This is a genomic window from Gloeobacter violaceus PCC 7421 (assembly GCF_000011385.1).
In the GTDB taxonomy this organism is placed as follows: domain Bacteria; phylum Cyanobacteriota; class Cyanobacteriia; order Gloeobacterales; family Gloeobacteraceae; genus Gloeobacter; species Gloeobacter violaceus.
In genome coordinates, this window is sequence record NC_005125.1 from 2341055 (window position 1) to 2363738 (window position 22684).

Consider the following 22684-nt stretch of genomic DNA (forward strand, 5'->3'; position numbering starts at 1 on the left):
ACAACACACTTAACCGCGCTTGACCAGCGGTGCAACGATGTACAATTTGGCGTCTTTGACCACATTGATCACTTCTTCGGAGACCCCGTAGCGACCGCCGTAGGGCTCCAGTTCCCGGTTGCTGAGCTGGCCTTTAAAGTCCATGTCGCGCCGGCCCGAGTCGTCGCACATCCAGCCGTAGTTCTGCATCGCCTCCAGCAACCGGAACGCCGGCAGCGACAGTTTCTTCTCGCGGTACATCTTCTGTAAATCGAGGCTCGGATCGAGCTGCAGCAGCATGCCGTAGGGGATCAAGCCGCCGTTGAACCCGTCGATGGTGTGATCCCAGTTGCGGCCCGGGTAGATGGCGGCCTTCCACAACTTGCGGCCGCTGGCGCGCGACGGCCCCCCGACGACGTGGCGGATCGGTTCGTTGGGGTTGGTCAACTCTCCTGGACGGATGAGCTTGGGCAGATCCGCCATATTGGCGGCATTGACGCCGCCGCGGTCGCCCAGGCCCGACAGCTGTTCGGTGACGATGTAATCGCCTGTCCAGTTGCCCAGTCGGGTGCCCAGGGTCGGATCGTCGCACTGTTCGTAGGCGTGCCAGGTGTAGGTCGCTTGTTTGGTGGCATCGTCGATCCAGATGACGACGCGATCAGCGGCGTTGCGCGGCACTCCATAGGCCGCTACGCCTGCGACGTTGTTGCCGACCAGGCGAAAATTCTCAGCATCCGGGATGCGCGTAGTGGTGTTCCAGCGTCTGTCGCGGTGGAGCACCGGACATTCGAGGCCCAAAAGCCGACCGTTGGGCCGGTTTTTTTCAAGGTTCATCTTTGGCTTGGGCATCTTGGCGCGCCGCTCGATCTGGCGCACCGGATCGCCGGCGCGGCCAATCACCAGGCCGATGCCGTAGCCGAAGGACCCGTCGCCTACAGGCCCCAGCGTCGAGATGTGGCTGGTTTGGAAGTAGTCTTTGACAGGAAATTCCAGCTTCGGCCAGTTTTTGGGGATGCGCTGGTAGAAGGGGCTATCCACCGAGTAGGGCATGCGGTAGTCCCCCGCGAGCGGCTCGGGGGTGCGCTTGCTCCAGCTTTGGGGCAACAGCGGGATCGTCTCCTGGCTGGTGAGGCTGATATCGAAGCCGTTGTCTTTGTAAAACTGGGTAATTTTCAGCCGGGCGGCGGCAATTTCGGGGTCGAGGGGAAAATCGGGTTTGGTGCGCTCGAAGATCTCCTGCGCTGACCGGGTGCGGGAGGTGGGCTGGATCGGGTAAGTGCTCAGTTCGGTTGAAAAACCGGGCTTCTCCGGCGCCGGCCCCAGGGTGACGACGGGGGCCGGCGGCGGCCCTAAAGCCTGCAGCAGGGTGTTGCCGGGAGCTTCAGGTGCTTTGGGCGGGACGGGAACGATTAGTTTTTGGGCGTAGGCCCCGGCGGCGATGAGGCTCGCCGCCGCGATCACCGCCCCAGCCAGTGCTTTGCGCATGGCGTGAGCTCCTTGTGCGTGAGGGTTTTTAATGGGTATCAGCCGAACAGCGAGCCGGTGAGCCCTGCGACTTTTTTCAAGGCGGCCTGCGGCACCTGGGTGAGCAAATCCCGCACCAGCCCCTTACCGTTCCAGAGGCTCCACTCGCACATATGCATGTAGCAGGCCAGCCGTTCGAAGGCGTTCATGCGGGCGCGGTGCACCGATTTGAGGTACTCCCCGAGCCACACCCAGTTCACCGGGAGGATGCGGTCTTTCTGATTCGGATTGAACCACTTGTCCACCTCGCGGATGGTGCGGTGGGCGAGCACAGAGCGCTGGGGATGATCCCGGCGGAAAAACAGCCGCTCGGGCAACTCGTAATACTCGCCGTACAGAGCTAGTTCGGCAAGCATCACCCGGTCGGAAGACGGATAGCTGGCAATCAGCCGGGTCTGCTTGAGGGCTGCTGTGCGCATCAGCCCAAAGAGCGGGTTGCTGAAGGCCGATTGCCGGTAGAAACAGTGCAACACATGCCGGAAACGGGTGTGGGAGTGCTGTGAGTGGCAGTCGAAGTGCACCCGATCGTCTTTGATCGGGTGGCCCTGGGCGTCGATGAAGCAGGTGCTCGCGTAGCAGACGACCACGCCCGGTTCGCGGTCGAGCACCTCCACGCAGCGCTCGATGAGGGCAGGAGCACAGACATCGTCGTGGTGCGCCCATTTGAAGTATTCGCTGTTGCTGAGGCGAACCACCTCGCTCTGGCTGTAGGCCGCCCCGAGGTTTTTGTCGCTGCGGTAGAGGCGGATGCGCCGGTCGTGCTTGGCGTAGGCGTGGCAGATCGCCGGCGTCCGATCGGTAGAACCGTTGTCGAAGATGAGGATATCGAGGTCTGTAAAAGTCTGGTGGATCACCGATTCGAGGGCCTGTTCGAGATAATCGGCGCCGTTGTATACCGGGATGCCGATCGTGACGCGGGGCGGGTGGTGCTGGTCCATGGAGTGTCTCCAGGGGGGAATCAAGGGGTGGAAGGGACCGTGGGCATCGATGGGCATTGGGGTGTACAGGCTGAAAACCTGAGACCCGGCGCCCCGGCGCCGGGTTGCACCCGAAGAAACTGCAGTAAACTCTCCCAGGGCTTCGTCACCGCTGGGAGGATGTGGCGGCGGGGGCAAGCCAATCGGGCAAGTTGGTGTAGCTGCGGCGATGCAACAGAGCTGCCAACCGCTGATTGTAGGGAGCATAAATCGCCTGCAGGCAGGTACGGGCCTTCTGCGACATACGCTCTTCAAAGGGTTGGCCGTTGAAGTGGAAGTACACCCGACGCAGCGCGTCTTTGAGAAAAGGATAGGAGCGCAAAAAACGCTCGAACTTGCGGTTCCACTGGAGTGCCGCTTTATGCAGAAAGGCATTTTTATAGTTGACGGTTTTATTCTCGACGGTGAGTGCTGGAGGGATGAACGGTTCGATGCCCAGCCAGGTATAAATTTTGTTCAACAAAGCCAGAGGTTCGCGCTTGAGTTCGTCAAAAAAATAGACCCGCAAATCGTCGCCGAACACGTCGTACCACTCCTCCAGATAGTCGGTGTAGAAGCCGCCGCGCACCCCCCAGAACTTGTGGTTGGTCTGGATGCGGACTTGCTCCTCGGGCATCGCCACGCACAGTTCGATATAGCGATCAAAATCGATCTCGCTGTCGAGAAAGAACATCGCCTTCTCGAAGTGATAAAACGAAAACAGCCGCTCCACCGGCTCGCGCAAGACGATCATTACCCGGGTAGGTCCCAGGGTGCTCCGGATGGCCTGGGCCACCTTGCGCCCGCCGTCGAAGTAGCCGGGGGTCGCCTCCATCGCGTAGCGCTCGCCGCTGTAGTGCTTGAAGTTGAAGTGGTACTGCTCGATGGGTGCAATCGGTTTGTCGTAGCGCAGCGGCAGAAAGTAGCAGGTCTCCTTTTTGCTCGAGGCGCACACCTCCGGGTGCTGGGCCATGTAGGTGTGCAGCGAAGTGGTTCCGGCTTTCATCACACCGGCAATCACCAGATTCGGAAGCACACCGGCCTCGGTGCGCACGGGGTAACTACGAGTCTGAGCCATAGGAATACACCAGCCTGAAGGAATAAGAACAGAAGGAATAAGAACAGAGCAACGGTGGACTATTTGTTCAGAGCGGACGGCGAGTCGGTCTGGACCGACAGTTGGAGCGGATCCGGCCGGGTGCGCTCCAGCAGCGTCCGGTAAACCTGCAGCGTCTGCTCGGCGATGCGATCCCAATCGTGGTGGATGCGCACGTAGCGCCGGGCGCTGCGGGCCATGGCCGCCAGTTGCTGGGGGTGCTCGATGGCCCACTGCAGGCTGTTGCGGCAGGCTTCGGCGTCCCCGGCCGCAAAGAGCAGGCCCCGGCCGCCGTAGGTGAGCTGTTGGTGGACCGGCAGGTCGCTGGCGACGACGGGCACGCACTCCTGCATCGCCTCGAGCATCACCAGCGGCAGCCCCTCCAGATCCGAAGGCAGCACAAAAAGCCCCGCCCCGCGGATCATCTCCGCCAGATTCGCCCCCCCCAACTGGCCGCAAAAATGCACCCCCCCGCCCTCGCCCAGGCGGGCCAATTCGGCGGCGTAGGCGCCGGTGTCGCTGCTGCCGCCCACGATCACCAGCTGCCATCCCTCCGGCTTGAGCGCTTTGAACGCTTCGATGAGCAGGTCGGGCCGCTTCTCGGGCACCAGCCGCCCCACGAACAGCAAGTAGCGCCCCGGGCACAGGCCCAGCGAAGCGACAAACGGAAAATCCGGGTCGGACTCGCAGATGCTGGCGGCGGCGTTGGGGATGTACACCGGTGTGCGGCCGTAGGTGGCGGCAAAGTACGACTGCAGTTCCTGGGAGACGACAATCAGCTCGTGGGCAAAGTGCACGCCGTTGCGCTCCCCCTGGTGCAACAAAGCGCTGGCCGCGCGGCTCCACTTGGAGCGCTGCCAGTCGAGGCCGTGGCAGGTGACCACCACCCGCGCCGGTGAGAGCAAACGGGGCAGAGCACTAAATAGGGCCGGGCCGACGGCATGGAAGTGGACGATGTCGTAGCGGCGCAGACAGGCCCAGAGCGTTCCCAACGCCGAGGTCCACAGGGCGTCGAACCCCTTGACGGGCACCCCGGGTAGAGGAAACACCCGCACCCCCTGGCACTCGTAGTGGCCGGCGGCGGCCGGGCGGGTGTAGGTGGAACGGGCGTAGATATCCACCGCGTGGCCGAGCCGCACCAGCCGCGCGTAAATTTCTTCGCAGTGGCGCTCGATACCGCCTTGGGCGGCGGGCAGGCCCTTCGAACCGATGACGGCGATTTTCATGGGAGGAGAAGAGGTGAGGGGATTAGGCGGCGCCGACGGTGCGGCGCGTTTGAAAGCGGGCGAGCATTTCGTTTGCCAGTTCACCGACGACGGTGCGCGCCTGGTAGGGTCGGGCCGCCTCCAGACAGCGCTCGGCCGGGAAGGCGCTCGGATGGTGCAGCACGGTGCGCAGGGCGTCGGCAAGGGCCGTGGGGGTCCGCTCCCGGCTAATCAGGCCGCTGCCGGAGACGAGAATCCGGGGGGTGTCGCCGCTGGCGGTGCTGACCACGGGCTTGCCGGAGGAAAGCGCCTCCAGCACGACCAGGGGCAGGCCCTCGTAGACACTCGAGAGCACCACAAGCGTGCTCGCGCGGTGCAGAACCGCCATGCGCTCGCGGGGCACCGGCCCGAGCAAGCTCACCCGGTCTGCCAATCCCAATGCGCCGACGGTGCGGCGGATCTCCGTTTCCAACTCCCCCGCCCCCGCCATCAGTAGGTGCACCCCGGGTTCGTCCAGTTCCTGCACCGCCCGCAGCAGCAGCAGCGGATCTTTTTGGGCGTGCAGGCGGCCCGCGAACAGTAAAAAGCGCGTCTCCGGCTCCAGGCCCATCTGGGCGGCCAGAGCCCGCCTTTGGGCCAGCTCCTCCCCGGGAGTCGGCGGGTGGTACAGCGAAGTGTCGAGCATATAGCGGAAGGTGTGGATGCGCCCGGCCAGCCGCGGGTAGCGCTCGCGGTAGAACGTCGTCGACTCGCTGTTGCACGAGAGGATCTGATCGAAATCCCCCAGGATCTGCCGTTCGAGGGCGAAGTAGCCGCTCGGGAAGCGCTGCCACAGTAAGGCGTCCTTGCGCTCGCTGGTGAGCATCTGGGCGCGCACGTCGTTGTGGACAAAATAGGTCTTCTCGCCGCTCCAGCCCCGGGCCGCCAGGGCCGGCTCCAGGCGATGAAAGTGCAGAAAGTCGCCTTCGATGCGCTTACCCAGCAGGGCGGCGGTGTAGGTAAGCGTCGTCGGGATCTTGCGGCGCACGTTGTCGTCGCCGCTCACAAACAGCGGCAAAAACCGCAACTGGCGCCCGTCGAGTTCGCCGTCGCGCCACTGACCGACTGGATGGCGATCATCGCCGGCGGTACCCACCAGCCTCAGATCAAATACCTCGGGGGCGTAGCGGATGCAGGCGCGGATGGCGGTCTGGATACCGCCGATACTGGTACCCCACGGGTCGAACTGATAAAAAATGGTCCAGATCGGTCGTCTCATCTTGGTGTTCCAGTGCGGTTTATCGTGCGACAGTCTGCAGATTGTGAAAGGACCAGTAGGCCCCCCGCTGGGCAAGCAATTGGGCGTGCTCGCCCGCCTCGACGATGCGGCCTTTTTCCATGACGACGATTTTGTCGGCGTTGCGGACCGTCGAGAGGCGGTGGGCAATGACGATCACCGTGCGATTGAAGCGCAGCCGCTCGATGGCTTCCTGCACAAGCGCCTCCGACTGCGAGTCGAGAGCCGAGGTCGCCTCGTCGAGAATCAAGATTTCCGGATTTCGAAGCAGCGTGCGGGCGATCGACAGGCGCTGGCGCTGGCCGCCGGACAACTGCACGCCCCGATCCCCCACGAAAGTCTGGTAACCCTCGGGCAGGTGCTGAATAAATTCGTGGGCGTTGGCCAACAGCGCCGCTTCGCGCACTTGCTCCGGCGTCGCTTCGGGCAGACCGTAGGCGATGTTCTCGAAGACGGTCGCATTGAATATGTAAGTGTCCTGGCTGACAATGCCGATATGGTGCCTAAGCGAGATGGGGTCGAGTTCGCGGATGTCGAGCCCGTCGATTTCGATCGATCCGCTGGTCACCTCGTAAAAGCGCGGCAGCAGGGACGCGACGGTGGATTTGCCCGCCCCCGAAGAACCCACCAGCGCCACGGTCTGCCCCTGGGGCACTTCCAGGTCGAAGTCGCGCAAGACCTCGGAGCGGCCGTTGTAGGAGAAGCCCACCTGGCGAAAACGGATCGCCCGCGCCAGCCCCTCGAAGGGCAGGTGGCCCGTGGCCGGCGGGAACTGCTCGGCGAGCCTCAGCCCCTCGGCCACTTTGGCAAAGGCTGAAAGGTTCTCCAGGATATAGCCGCGGGCGTTGTTGATGCGCCGGGTGACCGGCACGCTGCGGATGAGCACCAGCATAAAGAGCATCAATTCGGCCGTATTGAGCAAGCCCTGCTGGATGAGAAACACGTAGGCACCCGCCAGGATGAGCATGCCGCTACCGAGGGTGGCCAGTTCTGTCAGCGGTTCGACGACGTGCTGCTTGGCCCGCAGCTCCATACGGGCGGTGCGGTACTCGTTGGAAAATGCCGAGAAGCGCTCCTGTTCGAATTTTTCGGTGCCGAAGGCCTTGACGACGCGGATACCCGAGAGGGTTTCGAGAATGCGCACACTCAGCACGCGCCCGAGTTCGATGACCCGATCGCCGTACTTGCGCAGCGAGCGCAGGTACAAAGACATCGCGTAAGCAATGACTGAGATCAACACTACAATCACCAGCGTCAGCTTCCAGGAGACGACCAGCAGCGTGGCGATATAGGCCAGCAGCGTCAGGACGCTGATCATGCACACCGAGGCGTAGCCCAGCGTGTTGCCGACATAGACCACCTCCATTTGCAAATTGTTGGTGATGGTGCCGAGTTTGGTCGTGTCGTAAAAGCGGGTCGGCGCGTAGAGGTAGTTGGTGAACAGCCGCCTGCGCAGCGCGTGGGTAGCCGCCTCTTCGTAGCCGGTGGTTTGCTCCTTGGCGGTGAAGAAAAAGTAAGCCTTCAGGCACAGCGAACATACCAGGACGATGGTGCACAGGCCGACGGTCGTGTCTTTGCCCTGCGCCTGCAGCCACTGGTTCAAAGATGCCGTCCAACCAAGATCCGGCAGGGTGAAGGTGTCGATCTCCCCCAGCACCAGCTTCAAAAACGGGATCAACAGCGCAATGGTCAACCCGTCAAACAGCGAAGAGAGGAACATCGAGCCGATGCCCAGGTACAGAGGCCGGCGATCGACTCCCCGAAACAACAGCCGCGGCGTCTCGAAGCGGCGCAGGTTCAACTTGGGCAGGAACTTCACCATCACATTCCTGTAGCGAAACAATAGGCCTTTCAGGCGGCAAACCGGTCGTAGACAGCTTCAAGCTTGGCGGTCTGGGTGTCGATGTCGAACTGTTCGCACACGAACTCCCGCCCCCGCAGGCCCAGACGTCGGCCGAGGCCGCGGTCCGCGAGCAAAATATCCAGCTTTTCTGCCAGGGCGACGGCATCTCCTTCCGGGGCGAGCAGGCCCGTCTCACCATCCAGGATCGCCTCCGGGATGCCGCCGTGGCGGGTGGAGACCACCGGCACCGCGCAGGCGGAGGCTTCGTTGAAGACGATGCCCAGCGCTTCGCTGTCGCCGCTTCGGGAGGTGCGGCTGGGCAGCGAAAAGATTTCCGCCCCGCGCATCCATTCGATCACCCGGGCGTGGGGCTGGGCTCCCAAAAAGCGCACCCGACCGGCCACCCCCAGCCGCCGGGCAAGCGCCTGCAATTCGCCGGTGAGCGCCCCAGCGCCGATCTGCACCAGCGCCACCTCCGGATGGCGCGCGGCAATGCGGGCGAACGCCTCGATGAGCACATCGATCCCTTTGCGCTTGGCGTGGCGGCCGACGCAGAGAATATAGCGCTCATCGGCCGGTCGTTCGGCGGGGGTGAACTTGGCGGTGTCGATGCCGATGTAGTGGCGGATGATCTTCTCGGGCGGGCAGCCTTTGGCGAGCAACCGCTCGCGAATGAAGTCGGAGACGGCAATGATCGCGGCGGCTCGGCGCTGCAGGGCCGCCTCGTGCAGCAAAAACTGGTAATTCATCAGCCCGCGCGAGCACCACAGCGCCAGAGGCGAAGCGGTGGCGTCGAAGCCGTGGTAGGTGACCACCAGCGGGATGTCGATCGCCTCGGCGAGGGCCAGGGCGTAGACCCCGTCGCGCCCGAAGTGGGCGTGCAGCAGCGGCAGGCGCCTGAGGGCCTCGTGGCGCGCGCGCCCCCCCGCCTGGCGCGTCAGCCAAAAAAGCCGCTCCTGCCATCCCCATAGGCTTGCCGCCGTCAGTTTGACGTTGTCGAAGGGCACCTCCCGGAGCAGCCTGGCGACCACGAAGGTGGGGTGGTAGCGCCGCAGATGGCTCGCCTGCTCGACGATAAAAGTCTCCGAGACGCACGGGAAGACCATACGACAGATGCCGACATTTTTCATAGGTTAGGCCAGAAAGTCGAAGCGGAAGAAGGTGTGGTGGCCAAAATAGCGCCGAAAGAGCCTGGCGCGCTCGGCGAGGGTAATCTTGAAGCGCCCGTCGCCCCGGTAGTAGTGGCAGTCCGCGCTCGGTTCGACAAAGCGCATCCAGTCAAAGTTTTCGTCGATGTTGCGGTAGTGCTGGAAGTTGTGGCGGTTGGCGGCGCGCGCCGCCAGGCGGGTGGCAAGCCGCAGCTGCATCTGTTCGGGATCGCGGTACTGGTAGTGGCAGTTGGCGAGCCGGCGCGAGCATTTTTTGAGTTTGGGCGGCATCGCATAGCCGCGCGGCCGTGCGGCATCGACGCCGGTCGGCCAGACGAGGGCGTCGTCGACGCGAAACAGGCGCTGCTCGATATTGGAGAAGCGGTAGTAGCGGCGGCGCTGCTGGACGGGCAGTCCGCGCGAGTCGTCGCCCGCTTTCCAGAGGGCCAGATCGGTGTCGGTGAAGATGAAGTTGTACTGCAGGGTGTTGATCTGGCGGGCGCCCTCGCGCTCGGCGGCGGCGATTGCCCGCCTGGGACTTTCGGCCAGAAACTCGTCGGCATCGAGGACGAAGATCCAATCGCCCGGCTGACAGGTGGGCCGGATGTCGGCGAACATCTGGGCGCGCAGCCCGAAGTGAAAGGGCGAACCCTCGCGCCGGTAGGGAACGATCACCGCCGATTCGACGCGTTTTACCTGCTCCCAGGTGTCGTCTTCGCTGCCGTTATCCCACACGTAGATGCGGTGACAGAAGCGGCTCGCGTGGAGCAGGGTCTGGGCGATCACATCGCCTTCATTGCGCGCCAGACAGAGGGCGTGGATGCGGGTCATGTCGGGTTTTCTCCGAAAAAGTCCAGCCGGCGACCGCCACGGCCGTCCACCAGTAGAAATAAAAGGTCGTCGTTTCCCACAAGTGGTTGGTGAGGCTGCCAAACAGCAGCGCCGCGCAGACGGCGATGAGCACCAGGCGAAGCTCCCGGGCGCAAGAATTGCGCGGCGAAGCCCGCCATAACCCAACCAGCCGCGTCAGCACCGCCGCCCACAACCCCAGGTAGAGCACCAGCCCGACGGCGCCCGTCTCGGCCAGGGCGCGCACGTAGTCGTTGTGGGCGCCGTTGTGAAACGGCGAGAGCGCAGTCGAGGTGTTCAGGCCGTGGCCCAGCAGAGGGGCGCGCTCCCAGGCATGGAGCAGATAGGTCCACTGCGCCAGACGCCAGACAAACGAGTTGTTCTGGACGCTCGCCAGATGCACGGCGCTGTTGACATCGAACTGGCCGTTGAATATCGGTGTTTGGCGCAGCGATTCGAGGCGCTCCTGCCCCGCCGGGGAAGCCGTAAACGTTCCCAAGACCAGCGCCACGGCGACCGCTCCGCCGATGATCGTCTTGGCATTCAGGCGCGGCAGCAGCAGCACCGCCAGAAAGACCGCCGCCATGCCCAGGCCCCCGAGGGTCTTGGTACCCGTGTAAGGGATGACCAGCACCGCCATCAGCACCAGCCAGCGCCAGTGGCCGGTGAGCTTGAAGCGCCACCACGAGAGCCCCATCATCAAAAGCAAATAGAGCACGAAGGTGTCGGGGTGGCTGACGGTGCCGAAGACGCGGCCCTCCATGCGCGTCTGCATCAGCGGCGGCAAGGCGCCGTTGGCGAACATCTGTAAAAAGGCGACTGTGAGCGGCACGACGAGGGAGAGCATGATCAGGCTCAGTAGCCGCTCGGGGGTGATGCGGCCTTTGAGCTGCATCGCCAGGCCGTAGATCATCGCATAGGAGAGGATGCGGATCCACTCGCGCAGACTGTCCTCGCCCAACGTCGGGTAACCCAGCATCGCCGCGTCGGCGCGGTGGCCGAGCCAACCCTGGGCCATGGCGAGGGGCCAAAAGCCCATCAAGGCGATAAACAGCGCCAACACCCCCCACAGCCAGTCGCCCTGGATCGGTTTGCGCGCAAGCAGGCGGGTGATCAGATAAATCACCGTCACCGCGTCGATCAGTAGCGCCAGCGCCCCGGTCAGCCCGAAGCTGCTGAATGGGTCGAGGCTCGAGCGCAGCACCAGCAGGATAATCACCGTCACCTCGAATTTGAGGATGAGGCAGATCACGCCCACGGCGACCACGGCGGCGGCCCCCACCAGCAGGGGCGATTTGACCAGGGCGGCCCCGACCAGAGCGCACCCGGCGATAAAGGCCACCAGGGCGATCCAGCCGCCCGAGCGGTTGAGCAGGGCTCCTTGCATGGGATATTCCTAACTAATGGCGATGCAGCAATCGTCGGCGCGCACCGAGCGCACGACCGTATCGGCGACGCTCAGGCGAAAGGCTGCCGCCGACCAGACCACCGAGTCGAGCACCCGGGCGCCGTGATTGAGGATGGTGCCGTCGCCGATGCAGGAGTTGCCCTCGATGATGGCGGTGGAGTGGATGTAGCAGTGATCCCCCACCAGGGCAGTGGGCGAGATGCGCGCCCCCGGCTCGATGACCGTGTGGCGGCCGATGCGCGACTGCAGCCCCGGTTGGCTCAACAGATCCCAGTGGGTGTGCAGGTACTGGCTGAGGGTGCCGATGTCCGACCAGTAGGCTTTGGTCTCCAGCGCGTAGATGGGCGCCCCTTTAGCCACCAGCATCGGAAACAGTTGCGAGCCGAAGTCGAATTCTTCTGCGGCGGGAATGAAGTCAAAAATTTCCGGTTCGAGCATGTAGATGCCCATGTTGACCAGATTCGAGCGCGCGGTGCCGGGGGCGGGTTTTTCTTGAAAGGAGCGCACGCGCCCGTCCGGGTCGCACACCAGCACCCCAAAGCGCGACGGGTCGCTCACGACGGTGGTGGCGATGGTGGCCAGCGCCCCCCGGGTGCGGTGAAAAGCCAACAGTTCGGAAAAATCGAGATCGGTCACCACGTCCGCCGAGGTGACCACGAAGGTGCCGCCCTGCAGGTAAGCCGCCTGGCGGCGCACCCCGCCCGCGGTGCCCAACAGCTGCGTCTCGTGGGAGTAAGCGAGATCGACGCCGTACTCGTAGCCACTGCCAAAGGCCCGCTCGATCTTTTCGCCCTGATAGTGCAAGTTGGCCATCGCTTCACAAAAACCGTGCTCGCGGCACAGATCGAGCATGCGACCCATCACCGGCCGATTCAGTACAGGGACCAGGGGTTTGGGCACCAGGTTGGTGAGCGGACGCAGGCGGGTTCCCTTGCCCGCCGCCAGGATGAAGGCTTTCATATAATTTGCACACCTCTATGAAGAACCGTTGGGCTGGGAACAAAGCCGGGCCGCGCAGGTGCTGCAGCCCGGCAGGAACAGCGCGGCCTCTAGAAAAAGCGGAACGGGAAGGTGAAGATGCGCAGTATGTCGCCCAGCGGTCCCAAAAACGCGCGGGACTGATCGGCGGCGGTAAAGCTGCCGCCGCGGCCGACGAAGACGACATCGCCGTTGCGCACCTGGACTTTTTGGCTGCCGTCGGAGACTTTGTTGAGGTTGAGGGCGACGCGCTCGATGCGGCCGTTGGGGAGCATGCGGGCTACCGAGATGTCCTCAAGGTTGGCTTCGGTGGTGGCGCCGCCCGCTGCGGAGATGGCGTTGAGCAGGCCCGAGCGCGGGTCGATATCTACCGAGCCGGGCCGCTTCACCTCGCCTGCCACCTGCACGCTGATCGTCCGGGGGGCGAGCGAGGAGGTGGCCACCTGCTGGGCCATGTCCTCGGTAATTTTGTCGTCCGCAGGCAGGGTGGGCACCTGGATGGTGTCGCCGTCGGTGAGGGTCAGATCGCGCCGGAAATCGCCGGTCTGCAGCGCCTCCCAGAGGTTGACGGTCTCTTTTTGATCGCCGTCCGGCAGCTGGCGAATCAGGGTGACTTGTCGCACGTCGGCGCGGTGGGTGACCCCACCGGCCAGGGCGATGGCGTTGGAGATGCGCTCGACCCCGACCCGCCGGGTGAGGCCGCCCTGGGTACCGCCCGTCGCCATAGCGCCGGTCTGGGGCAAGAATACCTGCGGGCCGGGGCGCATCACCTCACCCACGACGTTGACCTGCAGGGGCCGCGTCTCCATCACCGACACGGCAATCACCGGTTTTTTGAGGATGCCGGTGAACTGGCTGCGCAGGTGCTCAGATAAGTCCTCCGGGGTGCGCCCGGCGGCGCGCACCGCGCCCACGTACATGATGTTGATCGTGCCGTCGGGCAAAATCGTCTGCTCGCGCGAAAGGTCCACGAAGCCCAGCACATCGATGCGGATCTGATCGCCGGAGCGCAGGCGGTAACCCTGGTTGGTCACCGACGCGTCGAAGCTCGCCACCGGGGCCGCCGCCTGCTGGGCCGGGGCGGGTAGGCCCGCCCCCACAGCGGCGGTGCAGGCGAGGCTTAAGGACAACCAAAAGGTTCTATTCATGGCACGCTCGCTCATTCGGGAAGAAGCAGCTGTTTTCTGGGCTTGCTGGTGCGGTCGTAGTAGTAGCTCGCCGTCATGTCCTCGGCGGCGTCGACGCCGTTGAAGACGGTGCCGAGCAGCGGGATGCGGTTGCGGTCGAGGGTCTGTTTGAGGTGCTTGAGGTGCTCGATGTCCGCGTGGCCGGGCCTGAGGACCAACAGCACCCCTTCGGAGCGGGCCGCGAGGCTGTGGCCGTGGGCGTAACCCGCCATGGGCGGCGTGTCGATGATGATCTGCTCGTAATGGGGTTCAAGCGCACCGATGAGCGCGTCGACCGCCTCCTCGTCGAGCAGGCTGCCGGAGTCGGGCAACTGCAGGCTGCCTGCCCCGAGCACATCGAGGTTGCTCACCGCCGTCTGCTGCACGTAGTTGCCGACGCTGCCCGCGCTGGGGCGGTGGAACAGCCATTCCGCCAGGCCCCCCCGGCCCTCCAGGCCGAAGGTCTCACTGAGGCTCGGGCGCACCAGATCGGCGTCGACGACGAGGGTGCGCCGGCCGGCCCGGGCCATCGCCCGGGCGAGGTTGGTGGCGACGGTGGACTTGCCCTCGTTGGCCACGGCCGAACTCACCACGATCACCGCCGCCTTGCCGGGGGCACCGGGCACCAGAAAGCGCAAGTTCATGCACAGCATCCGGTAGCTCTCGCGGTTCCAGGCGTGGATGAGCCGCTCCGAAGAAGATTCCAGCAGCGGCAGCGAGGCGAGCACCGGCACCTGCAGCAGATCTTGCATCTGCTGGGAGTTGATGCTCTTGCGGCCTGCTTCCAGCAAAGCGACGATCCCGGAAGCGGCCCCAAGACCCAGCACGGTGCCTGCCACCGCCAACAGCGGGAAGTTGGGCCAGACCGGTTTTTCCGGTTCGCTCGCCGGATCGACCACCCGCACATTGGCAAAGGTTTGAGCCTCGGCAATCTTGGCTTCCTCCAGGCGGCTGGCAAGCAGATTGTAGGCGGCACCGTCAAGTTGCACCTGGCGGTCGAGCTGGGCCAGGGTCACCTGCCGCTCCGGCAGGGTCGCCAGGCGGCCCCGGTAGCGGTTAATCGAAGCTTCGACACTTGCCAGTTCCTGGCGGCCGCCGCTCAGGCGCGCTTCGAGGTCGGACATTTGGCCGGTGATATTTTGCGAAACCGGATCGACCGCACCGGTGCGGCTGCCTCCCAGGGCTTTGACCCGGCGGGCGATAAGCCGGTTGAGTTCTCTTTGCTGCTCGCGCAGGTTGATCATCTGGGGGTGGCGCTCGCCCAGTTGGGCACTCTGGCGGGCAATCTCGGCGTCGAGGTCCGCCAGGGCGCGCCGGTTGGCCTGCAGGTCCGGATCGGCGCTCACCGCCACATCGGTCACCGCCTGCTGGGTGGACTTGCCCCCCAGTTGGCGCCGCAGTTGGGCGATTTGCGAATTTAAGGAGCCATTGGTCGCCTGCAGGCGGCGGCCTGTGGCCTCCAGTTCCCCCAGTTCGCGCACGGCCGCCTGCGCCTCGACGGTGACTTCCACCGATCCCGACCGCTTCTGGTACTGCTGGCGGCGCCGCTCGCTGTCTTTGAGCCTGCGCTCGACCCCAGGCAGTTTCTTCTCGATAAATTCGCGCAGCGTCGTGGCCCGGGCGCGGTTGCTTGCGATCGTGTCGTCGATGAGCGTCTGGGCCAGGGCCGTGACGACGCTGCGGGCAATCTGGGGATCGGTGTTGGTGAAGGCCATGTCCACCATGTCGGTACCCAGGACGCTTTCGATGGCGAGCCCCGAGCGCAACTCCTCGGGGGTGAACGCTTCGCCGTTCACCGGGTTGCGAAGCTTGTACTTGTCGATCGCCGTGTTCAAGATGGCATGGGTCTTGACCAACTCCATCTTGTTCTCGAGCGGATCGCTGGTGCGGGTAAAGGGAGTGCCCTCGGCGAAGCCTTCGAGCATCTGCATGCGCGGAGCATTGTCGAGGAAAATAAACCGCATCTGGGACTTATAGATGGGCGTGGTGACAAAGCCGACCGCCATCGCCGAGCCCAATACCGCGCAGAAAGCAAGCGCAGCCCAGAGCCAGTGGCGCTGAAAGGCCGCCAGGATCGATGAGAGTGTGGTCATGGTGATTACGAAAATAAATGACGACTAGTGGAAAACGACCGGTAACAACTCCCCTGAGAGGCTGTGGGTGCCGGGGCATGGCACCCGATACTCGGAAAGCTACTCGGCAGGCTGCAAAATGCGCCGGGCGGCAAGGGCGATGTTTTGCTCACGGTGGAGCCGGTCGCTCAAGCGGCCCACGGGCAACTCCACGTCCGCAAAGGTGATGGGCTGGTCGATGGCGATGTCGCGCAACAGCCGGCAGCCGTCGGTGAGACCCATGGGCAGCAGGTTCTCGGCGCGGGCCGTCCGGGCATTCTCGAGCATGCCGTAGCAGGTGAAACCGCCGATGCCGTCCAGGATCTCCCCGGCTCCCAGCGGCCGTTTCGCCTGGGCGATCACTTCGCAGACCGGTTCGCCGATGGGGACGACAGCCGCGTCGCCCAGCAGCACCGCCCGCGCCACCGTCAAAGGCGCCTCCAGCGGGCTCAGGTGAAAGGGTGTGTAGAACGTATAGACCGGCCCGTCGCCCATCTTATAGAAGCGCATATAGCGCTGCTTGAGCGGGTTCTCGCTGTAACCGAGCACGAACACCCCAAAACTCGGTTGGGCACCCAGGAGGTAGTCCACCAGACCGCCGCGCATCAGCTCATCAAGGTCAAACAGACCGGGAGCTTCATCGACGTGGCCGGCGGTGGGTGCGTACATGCCACGCTTGCCGACGCCGAAGCCGGTGGCGTTGGCCACCGTGCACATCTCCATGGCGATCTTGGTCCCGTCGGCAAAGGAGGTGACCATTTTCGTGCGCTGGAAGTTGGCCTCAGCCCAGGCTTTTTGGGTCTCGGGAGTGCGCCGACAGTCGAGCAGGCTCTTGATGTTGCCGCACAGCAAGGGCTTGAAGCCCAGGGTCCGCACGTAGCGAAACAGATTCATGATCACCCCCGGCTGGTCGCCGTCGGCGTTGGTGAACACCACCCCCGCCCGGTCGGCGTAGGCTTTGAGCACCGGCCCGAGGGTTGCATCCAGTTCGGCGTTCATCAAAATGACGTGCTTGCCGTGCTCGATCGCCCTCAAGATCACCCGGGCGCCAAATTCGACCTCGCCGGTAATTTCGACGATGGCGTCGATGTTGCCCGCATCGCACAGCAAGAACGGGTCGTCGGTGACGGTGTAGTGCCCCTCGGCGACGGCCGTCTCCAACTGGCCGGTGGTCTCGACGGTGCGCACCTGCTCCACTCCCGCCTCGCGGTAGGCGCGTTTGGCCCCGTCGAGGGTGCGGTTGGCGATGGCCACCAGTTTCATGCCGGCCATCGACGTGACAATCTGCATCGCCAGACCGCGGCCGGCAAAACCGGCACCGACCATGCCGACGCGGATAGGCTTGCCTTCCGCTTGGCGCCGTTCAAGCATCGAATCGATAATAATCATGGCATCTCCTAGGAGTTCTCGGGGGAAGGGTAGATGAAAAGGCGGCGGGCTTGGGCCGGGCTAGCAGGCGGTCAGGGGCACGGCCGACCGCTGGAAGCAGGCGTCCTGCTCCGCCCGCAGCCGGTCGCAAAGCCGCCCTGGCGGCAATACGACATCGTCGTAGCACAGTACCTGGTCTTGGGCGATGTCGCGCCGCAGGCGGCAACCTTCGGCCAGCCCCATCGGCAGCAGCCGCCCGGCCGCCGCCGCTTCGGCGTTCTCGCACTGGCCGTAACTCAGGTAGTGACCGATGCCATCCAGGGTTTCCCCGGCCTCGAGGGGGCGCTTGGCCGTCGCCACTACCTCCACCACCGGGGCGCCGAGGGGGGCAAGCACGGCGTCCGCGAACAGCACCGCCCGCGCCACCGAGAAGGGCACCTCGAAGTGGCACAGGTGATAGGGCGTATAGAAGCTGTACAGCGGCCCCTCGCCCAGTTTGTACAGGTTAAGGTAGTGGCGCTGGGTCGGGTCGTCGCAGCCGGCCAGCACGAACACCCCCGGGCCGGGGGAAGCGCCGACTACGTAATCGACGATCCCTCCCCAGGCTTTGAGCTGGGCAATATCGTAAACCCGGGTCAGCTCGTCGACATGGCCCCGGTGCTCGTAGCCGAGCATGCCCCGCTGGGCTACGCCCATGCCGGTGGCGTTGGCGACGATGGCCTGCTCGAAGGAGATCTTGGTGCCGTCGGCAAAGCTGGTGACCATGTGCGGTTTTTGTCCCCAGCGGCGGGCGAAGGCCTCCTGGGTGGTGGGGTTGCGGTAGGGGTCGTGCAGGCCTTTGACGTTGCCGCAGACGAGGGGAGTCAGGCCCATCGAGCGCACGAAGCGCCACAGATTCATCTGGACGCCGGGCTGATCGCCATCGCAGGCGGTATAGACGACGCCCGCCCGATCGGCGTAGCGCTTGAGGATCGGCCCGAGGGTGCCGTCGAGTTCGGCGTTCATCAAGACGACGTGTTTGCCGTGGGTGAAGGCGGCGAGCGCCACCTGCGCGGCGTATTCGACGGAGCCGGTGACTTCGAGGATGGCGTCGACGTTGTCCGCTTCGCACAGCAGGCAGGCGTCCTCGGTGACGGCAGGCCGGCCCTCGGCGATCGCGCGTTCGAGTTGGGCGGCTGTCTCGACCGGCACCACCTCCTCAAGGCCGGCTTGCCGGTACACGTGCACCGCACTTTCGAGGCGGCGGCCGGCGATGGCCACCAGTTCCATACCCGGGACAAATTGGACGATCTGTTGGGCGATGCCCAGCCCCATAAACCCGGCGCCGACCATGGCGACGCGCACGGGCTGGCGGCGCTCGGCGCGCAACTGTAGAGCTTTGTCGATAAGAATCATGACTAGTGCTGCTCCTGCATAGCGGGGGCAAGCAAGGGCCAGCCGTTGTCTTTGGTGGACAGAACACTGACCGGCAGCGGCCAATCGATGGCCAGGGCCGGGTCGTCGTAGCGCAATCCCCGTTCGTAACCCGGAGTATAAAATTCGCCCACCTGATAGAGCACCTCGGCGCCGTCGGTGAGTGCTTGATAGCCGTGGGCGAACAGGCCCGGTACGTACAGCGCCCAGCGGTTGTCTTCGCTCAGTTCGACGCCGATGTGCTGCAGGTAAGTCCGCGAGCCGGGCCGCAGGTCGACAATCACGTCGTAAATGGCGCCGCGGGTGCAGCGGACAAGCTTGGTCTCGAGGGCGGGGGCCACCTGGTAGTGCAGGCCGCGCAGGGTGCCTGCCCGATGGTTGTACGACAGATTGCTCTGGGCGAAGGTGCCCGCGAGGCCTTGCGCTTCGAACTCGCGCGCGCAGAAGGTGCGGGCGAAAAAGCCCCGCTCGTCCTCGCGCCGCTCCAGTTCGATGATCCAGGCCCCGGCGAGTTTGGTGTTGATAAATTGCATCGATGGGTTACTCCGCTGCGGTCAAGACGGGCTGCTGAACGAGTACGCTTTTGTCCTGCTCGGTGCTGACGTACTCGGACCAAAAAAGCTCGTTGTCAATCTGGCCGGTCTCCAGCAGGTGCTGGATCTGCTTGAGGCGCGTGTGGCCGCGAAATTCGAACAGCTCCGTGTCCATGTGGATCTTCGAGAAGATTTCTAGTAATTGCCGCGCACCCAGGGCCACATTGCGGCGGCACTGGAAGCCGGGCAGTTGGGTGTTGATCTTGTCGAAGCAAACTTTGTAATCGCGCCTGTCCGTCGGGTTGGAACCCAAACTCAGCTTGCACCCCGGGAAAGTCTCGGCGATGATCCGCGCGATGTCCTTGACCTGGTAGTTCTCGGCGTTGTCCCCGACGTTGAAAATTTCGTTGTGCACCATCTGGCGCGGTGCTTCGAGCGCACAGTAAATCGCCTGGCACATATCGAGCACGTGCACAAACGGCCGCCAGGGGGTGCCGTCGCTCTCCATGCGGATCTCCTTGGCGGTCCAGGCAAAACCGGCCAGCGAGTTGACCACCAGGTCGAAGCGCATACGCGGTGAAGGACCGTAGGCGGTCGCGTTGCGCAAAAACGTCGGGGAGAAATTCTCGTCCGCCATCGGGGCCAAATCGCGCTCCACAAAGATTTTGCAGCGCGCGTAGGCAGTCAGCGGGTTGACTTCCGACTCTTCGGTGCTGAACTTCTCGCCGCCCGCGCCGTAGACGCTGCAGCTGGACATGTAGACGAAGCGGCTCACCCCGGCGCGCTTGGCCTTTTTGGCCAGTTCGATCGTGCCGATGTGGTTGATGTCGTAGGTAATCGTCGGGTTGAGCTGGCCGACCGGGTCGTTGGAGAGTTCCGCCAGGTGGACGATGGCGTCGTAGCCGCGCAAATCTTCTTCAGTGATGTGGCGGATGTCTTGGCGCAGGTGCAGCGGTGCCTGGCGCACGCCGTTGTAGAGCCAGCCGACTTTGTGAAAGCCGGTGTCGAGACCTGTGACCTCGTGCCCGCGCTCGAGCAGCACGCCGCCGAGCAGGGTGCCGATGTACCCTTCGGTACCGGTTGCAAGAATTTTCATGGGTAGGTGGGTTCCTATCGTGTCAGGGTCAGCCGGCTGGTCACCGACCCGGGAATGCGCTCGACCACGGCTTTGCCGATCGGAATCGAGGCGGTGGCCGCCGGGGAGGGCGCGTTGAGTACGTGCAGAGAGTGGTTGCCCGTGGCGAACAAAAAGTCGTCCACCAGCTTGCCTTGGCGGGTGAGCGCCTGGGCTCTGACGCCGCTGCCCGCCGGCACGACATCCTCGGGCTGCACCTCCGGGATGAGCTGTTGCAAGGAGCGCACGAAGGCGGCTTTCGAAAGCGAGCGGACGATTTCTTTGAATCCTTCGCCCGCGTGGCGGGCGGCAAGTTTCCAGAAACCGCCGTAGGCCAAGACCTCGGCGGTGTCGCCCAGGTTTATCTCACCCCAGGAGTAGCCCTCCCGCGCCAGCGCCAGCACCGCATTGGGGCCCGCGTGGACGGTGCCGTCGATCATGCGCGTGAAGTGCACCCCCAGAAACGGAAAGTCCGGGTTGGGCACCGGGTAGATCAGGTGCCTGCACAGGTGGCGCTTCTCGGGAACCAGTTCGTAGTACTCGCCGCGAAAGGGCACAATCTTCGCCTCGGTCGCCAGGCCGCACAACTCGGCTACCCGATCGCAAAAAAGCCCCGCGCAGTTGATGAAGTAGCGGGTAAAGAAGCTGCCCCGGTCGGTCTCCAGGGTGATGCCGTCGGCGGCGGCGGCCAAATTCACCACGCGCGTGCCCAGCCGCACCTCGCCGCCGCGCTCAGCGACGATGCGCGCGTAGGCGGCGGCCACCTGGGCATAATTGACGATGCCCGCGGTCGGCACGCGGATGGCGGCAAGCCCCCGCACGTGCGGCTCGATCGCGCGCAGCTGCTCAGCACCGATGCGCTCGACGGGAATACCGTTGGCCAGGCCGCGCGCCAGCAAGTTCTCCAGCTGCGGGAGTTCCCGCGATTCGGTAGCGACAATCACCTTGCCGCAGATGTCGTACTCGATGCCGTGCTTCTGGCAAAACTCGACCACCGCGCGGCGGCCGGCGGTGGCGAAGCGGGCTTTGAGGCTGCCGGGTTTGTAGTAGACTCCCGAATGGATGACGCCGCTGTTGTGGCCGGTCTGGTGGCCGGCCCAGGACGATTCTTTTTCGAGCACCAGCAGGCGGGCGCCGGGGTAGCGCTCGGTGAGGGCCATGCCCACCGAGAGCCCGACGATGCCGCCGCCGACAATGGCAAAATCGAATGCGCTCATCTCACCACACCTTCCACGGCGCTTTGCCGGAATTCCACAGATCTTCGAGCAACCGCTTGTCGCGCAGGGTGTCCATCGGTTGCCAGAAGCCGTCGTGACGGTAAGCCGAAAGTTGCCCCAGGTGCGCCAGTTTGGCGAGCGGCTCCTGCTCCCAGACGGTCGTGTCGTCTGCAATATAGTCGATGACCTCCGGCTCCAGCACAAAATAGCCGCCGTTGATATAGGCGCCGTCGCCGTCGGGTTTCTCCTGGAAACTGGAGACCAGGGTCTGATCCTGCGGCAGGCGGACCGCCCCGAAGCGGCCCGGAGGCCGGGTGACCGTCATCGTGGCCAGGGTGCCGCTCGCTTTGTGCAGGGCGAGCACCGCGCCGATATCGACGTTGGCGACGCCGTCGCCGTAGGTAAAGCAAAAAGTTTGACTGCCGATGTGCTCGCGCACGCGGCGCAACCGGCCGCCGGTCATTGAATGCTCGCCGGTGTCGACGAGGGTGACGCGCCAGGGCTCGGCGTTGCGGCAGTGCACTTCCATGTGGTTATAGCGAATGTCGAAGGTGACATCCGATTCGTACAAAAAATAGTTGGCGAAATACTCTTTGATGACGTGCCCGCGGTAGCCGCAGCAGATGATGAAATCGTTGATGCCGTGGGCCGAATAGATTTTCATGATGTGCCAGAGCATGGGCCGGTTGCCGACCTCGACCATGGGCTTGGGCTTGATCTGGGTCTCTTCGCTCAGGCGGGTGCCTAGCCCGCCCGCCAGCAACACTGCTTTCATAGATTCCTCGCTCGGTGGTATCGCTGAACGAACGCTTGCAACAATGGCCGGGGCCGATTTAGTGGATCCGCTGGACACTCAAGTGCGCTTCTCTCTGGCTGAATTCGCTGACGGAGGGGTTGTATCCGGGCGGCGGAGCCACCCCGGTGGCCTGCCGCCAGTGGGCGGCGGTCACCGTCTGCAGCAAATAACTGTCGTCCGCTTTGCGCACGTGATACCAGGTCTGTTCGTCGCAGTCGCGGCACCAAAAAGCCTCCAGCCATTCGTGCTGCAAAGGCACCGCCTTGGACACCATCAGCGAAAACTGGGCCTTGCGCTTGCTGACGCCGCGCTCGCGCAACTGCTGCAGGCTCTCGGTAAAGATCGAATACTTGCGGCTGCAGCTGCTCAAATAGCACCCATGTATCGGACAGGCGATGCGCCGCCCACCCGGGCGGGTCCGATTTCGATTGCGCTCACACCTTTTGCTCACTTCGGCCTCCGTCTGGGAAGAGGTTGCGTTCGGGGAGGCTGAGATTGCTGAACCGTCAAGCCCGCCCGAGGTTCCGTTTCTCGACGCTGCCCATGGCAGGCAGCCATCGAAGCAATATGTTGATGTCTATTTGATTTAGCGAGCCAAGTATGACATCGCCAATAACGTGAGGACAATTGGTGAAAAGCCCCAAATCAGCGCATGATCAGGGCCGTTCCCAAGCGCAGATCCTTGATCAAAAGCCGACCGAAAC

The 22684-nt window shown here is 64.0% G+C and carries 19 protein-coding genes; all 19 read right to left on the minus strand.

Features of this window, described 5'->3' with window-relative positions:
- Positions 1-9: 9 nt before the first annotated feature.
- Entirely contained in the window at positions 10-1464 is a 1455-nt protein-coding gene (locus tag GLL_RS11345) for a hypothetical protein (protein ID WP_011142188.1), read from the minus strand.
- 38 nt (positions 1465-1502) lie between these two features.
- Positions 1503-2441 carry a glycosyltransferase family 2 protein gene (locus tag GLL_RS11350; RefSeq protein WP_011142189.1) on the minus strand — a complete coding sequence of 313 codons (939 nt, stop codon included), beginning with the start codon at positions 2439-2441 and terminating at the stop codon, positions 1503-1505.
- Positions 2442-2586: 145 nt separating this feature from the next.
- Positions 2587-3537, minus strand: coding sequence for a sulfotransferase domain-containing protein (locus GLL_RS11355; RefSeq protein ID WP_011142190.1), 951 nt, complete (start codon positions 3535-3537; stop codon positions 2587-2589).
- Positions 3538-3596: 59 nt separating this feature from the next.
- The gene (locus tag GLL_RS11360; protein WP_011142191.1) at positions 3597-4781 is read right to left on the minus strand and encodes a glycosyltransferase family 4 protein; all 1185 of its coding nucleotides are present in this window, start codon (positions 4779-4781) and stop codon (positions 3597-3599) included.
- A gap of 22 nt (positions 4782-4803) precedes the next feature.
- Entirely contained in the window at positions 4804-6018 is a 1215-nt protein-coding gene (locus GLL_RS11365) for a glycosyltransferase family 4 protein (protein ID WP_011142192.1), read from the minus strand.
- Between the two features lie 19 nt (positions 6019-6037).
- A complete protein-coding gene (locus tag GLL_RS11370) occupies positions 6038-7858 on the minus strand; it encodes an ABC transporter ATP-binding protein (RefSeq protein ID WP_164928959.1) in 1821 nt (606 codons plus the stop codon).
- A gap of 29 nt (positions 7859-7887) precedes the next feature.
- Positions 7888-8985 carry a glycosyltransferase gene (locus GLL_RS11375; RefSeq protein ID WP_231848220.1) on the minus strand — a complete coding sequence of 366 codons (1098 nt, stop codon included), beginning with the start codon at positions 8983-8985 and terminating at the stop codon, positions 7888-7890.
- Positions 8986-9012: 27 nt separating this feature from the next.
- On the minus strand, positions 9013-9858 hold the full coding sequence (locus GLL_RS11380; protein ID WP_011142195.1) for a glycosyltransferase family 2 protein: 846 nt from the start codon (positions 9856-9858) through the stop codon (positions 9013-9015).
- Positions 9821-11263, minus strand: a complete 1443-nt coding sequence (locus tag GLL_RS11385; protein WP_011142196.1) for an O-antigen ligase family protein — start codon at positions 11261-11263, stop codon at positions 9821-9823. Before GLL_RS11385 ends, GLL_RS11380 begins: the two co-directional genes overlap by 38 nt.
- A 9-nt stretch (positions 11264-11272) precedes the next feature.
- Entirely contained in the window at positions 11273-12244 is a 972-nt protein-coding gene (locus tag GLL_RS11390; protein WP_011142197.1) for a nucleotidyltransferase family protein, read from the minus strand.
- Between the two features lie 89 nt (positions 12245-12333).
- Positions 12334-13410 (minus strand): polysaccharide biosynthesis/export family protein, encoded by a 1077-nt coding sequence (locus tag GLL_RS11395; protein ID WP_164928960.1) that lies wholly within the window; start codon positions 13408-13410, stop codon positions 12334-12336.
- An 11-nt stretch (positions 13411-13421) separates the two neighbouring features.
- Entirely contained in the window at positions 13422-15521 is a 2100-nt protein-coding gene (locus tag GLL_RS11400) for a GumC family protein (protein WP_011142199.1), read from the minus strand.
- Between the two features lie 99 nt (positions 15522-15620).
- Positions 15621-16928 carry an NAD(P)H-dependent oxidoreductase gene (locus GLL_RS11405; protein WP_011142200.1) on the minus strand — a complete coding sequence of 436 codons (1308 nt, stop codon included), beginning with the start codon at positions 16926-16928 and terminating at the stop codon, positions 15621-15623.
- Positions 16929-16988: 60 nt separating this feature from the next.
- Positions 16989-18302: an NAD(P)H-dependent oxidoreductase gene (locus tag GLL_RS11410; RefSeq protein WP_011142201.1), complete on the minus strand. Its 1314-nt coding sequence runs from the start codon at positions 18300-18302 to the stop codon at positions 16989-16991.
- A gap of 2 nt (positions 18303-18304) precedes the next feature.
- Positions 18305-18853: a dTDP-4-dehydrorhamnose 3,5-epimerase gene (gene rfbC / locus GLL_RS11415; protein ID WP_011142202.1), complete on the minus strand. Its 549-nt coding sequence runs from the start codon at positions 18851-18853 to the stop codon at positions 18305-18307.
- A gap of 7 nt (positions 18854-18860) precedes the next feature.
- Positions 18861-19949, minus strand: coding sequence for an NAD-dependent epimerase/dehydratase family protein (locus GLL_RS11420; protein ID WP_011142203.1), 1089 nt, complete (start codon positions 19947-19949; stop codon positions 18861-18863).
- Between the two features lie 14 nt (positions 19950-19963).
- Entirely contained in the window at positions 19964-21184 is a 1221-nt protein-coding gene (lhgO, locus tag GLL_RS11425) for an L-2-hydroxyglutarate oxidase (protein ID WP_011142204.1), read from the minus strand.
- 1 nt (position 21185) lies between these two features.
- The gene (gene rfbF / locus GLL_RS11430; RefSeq protein ID WP_011142205.1) at positions 21186-21959 is read right to left on the minus strand and encodes a glucose-1-phosphate cytidylyltransferase; all 774 of its coding nucleotides are present in this window, start codon (positions 21957-21959) and stop codon (positions 21186-21188) included.
- 58 nt (positions 21960-22017) lie between these two features.
- Positions 22018-22350, minus strand: a complete 333-nt coding sequence (locus GLL_RS11435) for a hypothetical protein (RefSeq protein ID WP_197529989.1) — start codon at positions 22348-22350, stop codon at positions 22018-22020.
- Positions 22351-22684 lie beyond the last annotated feature (334 nt).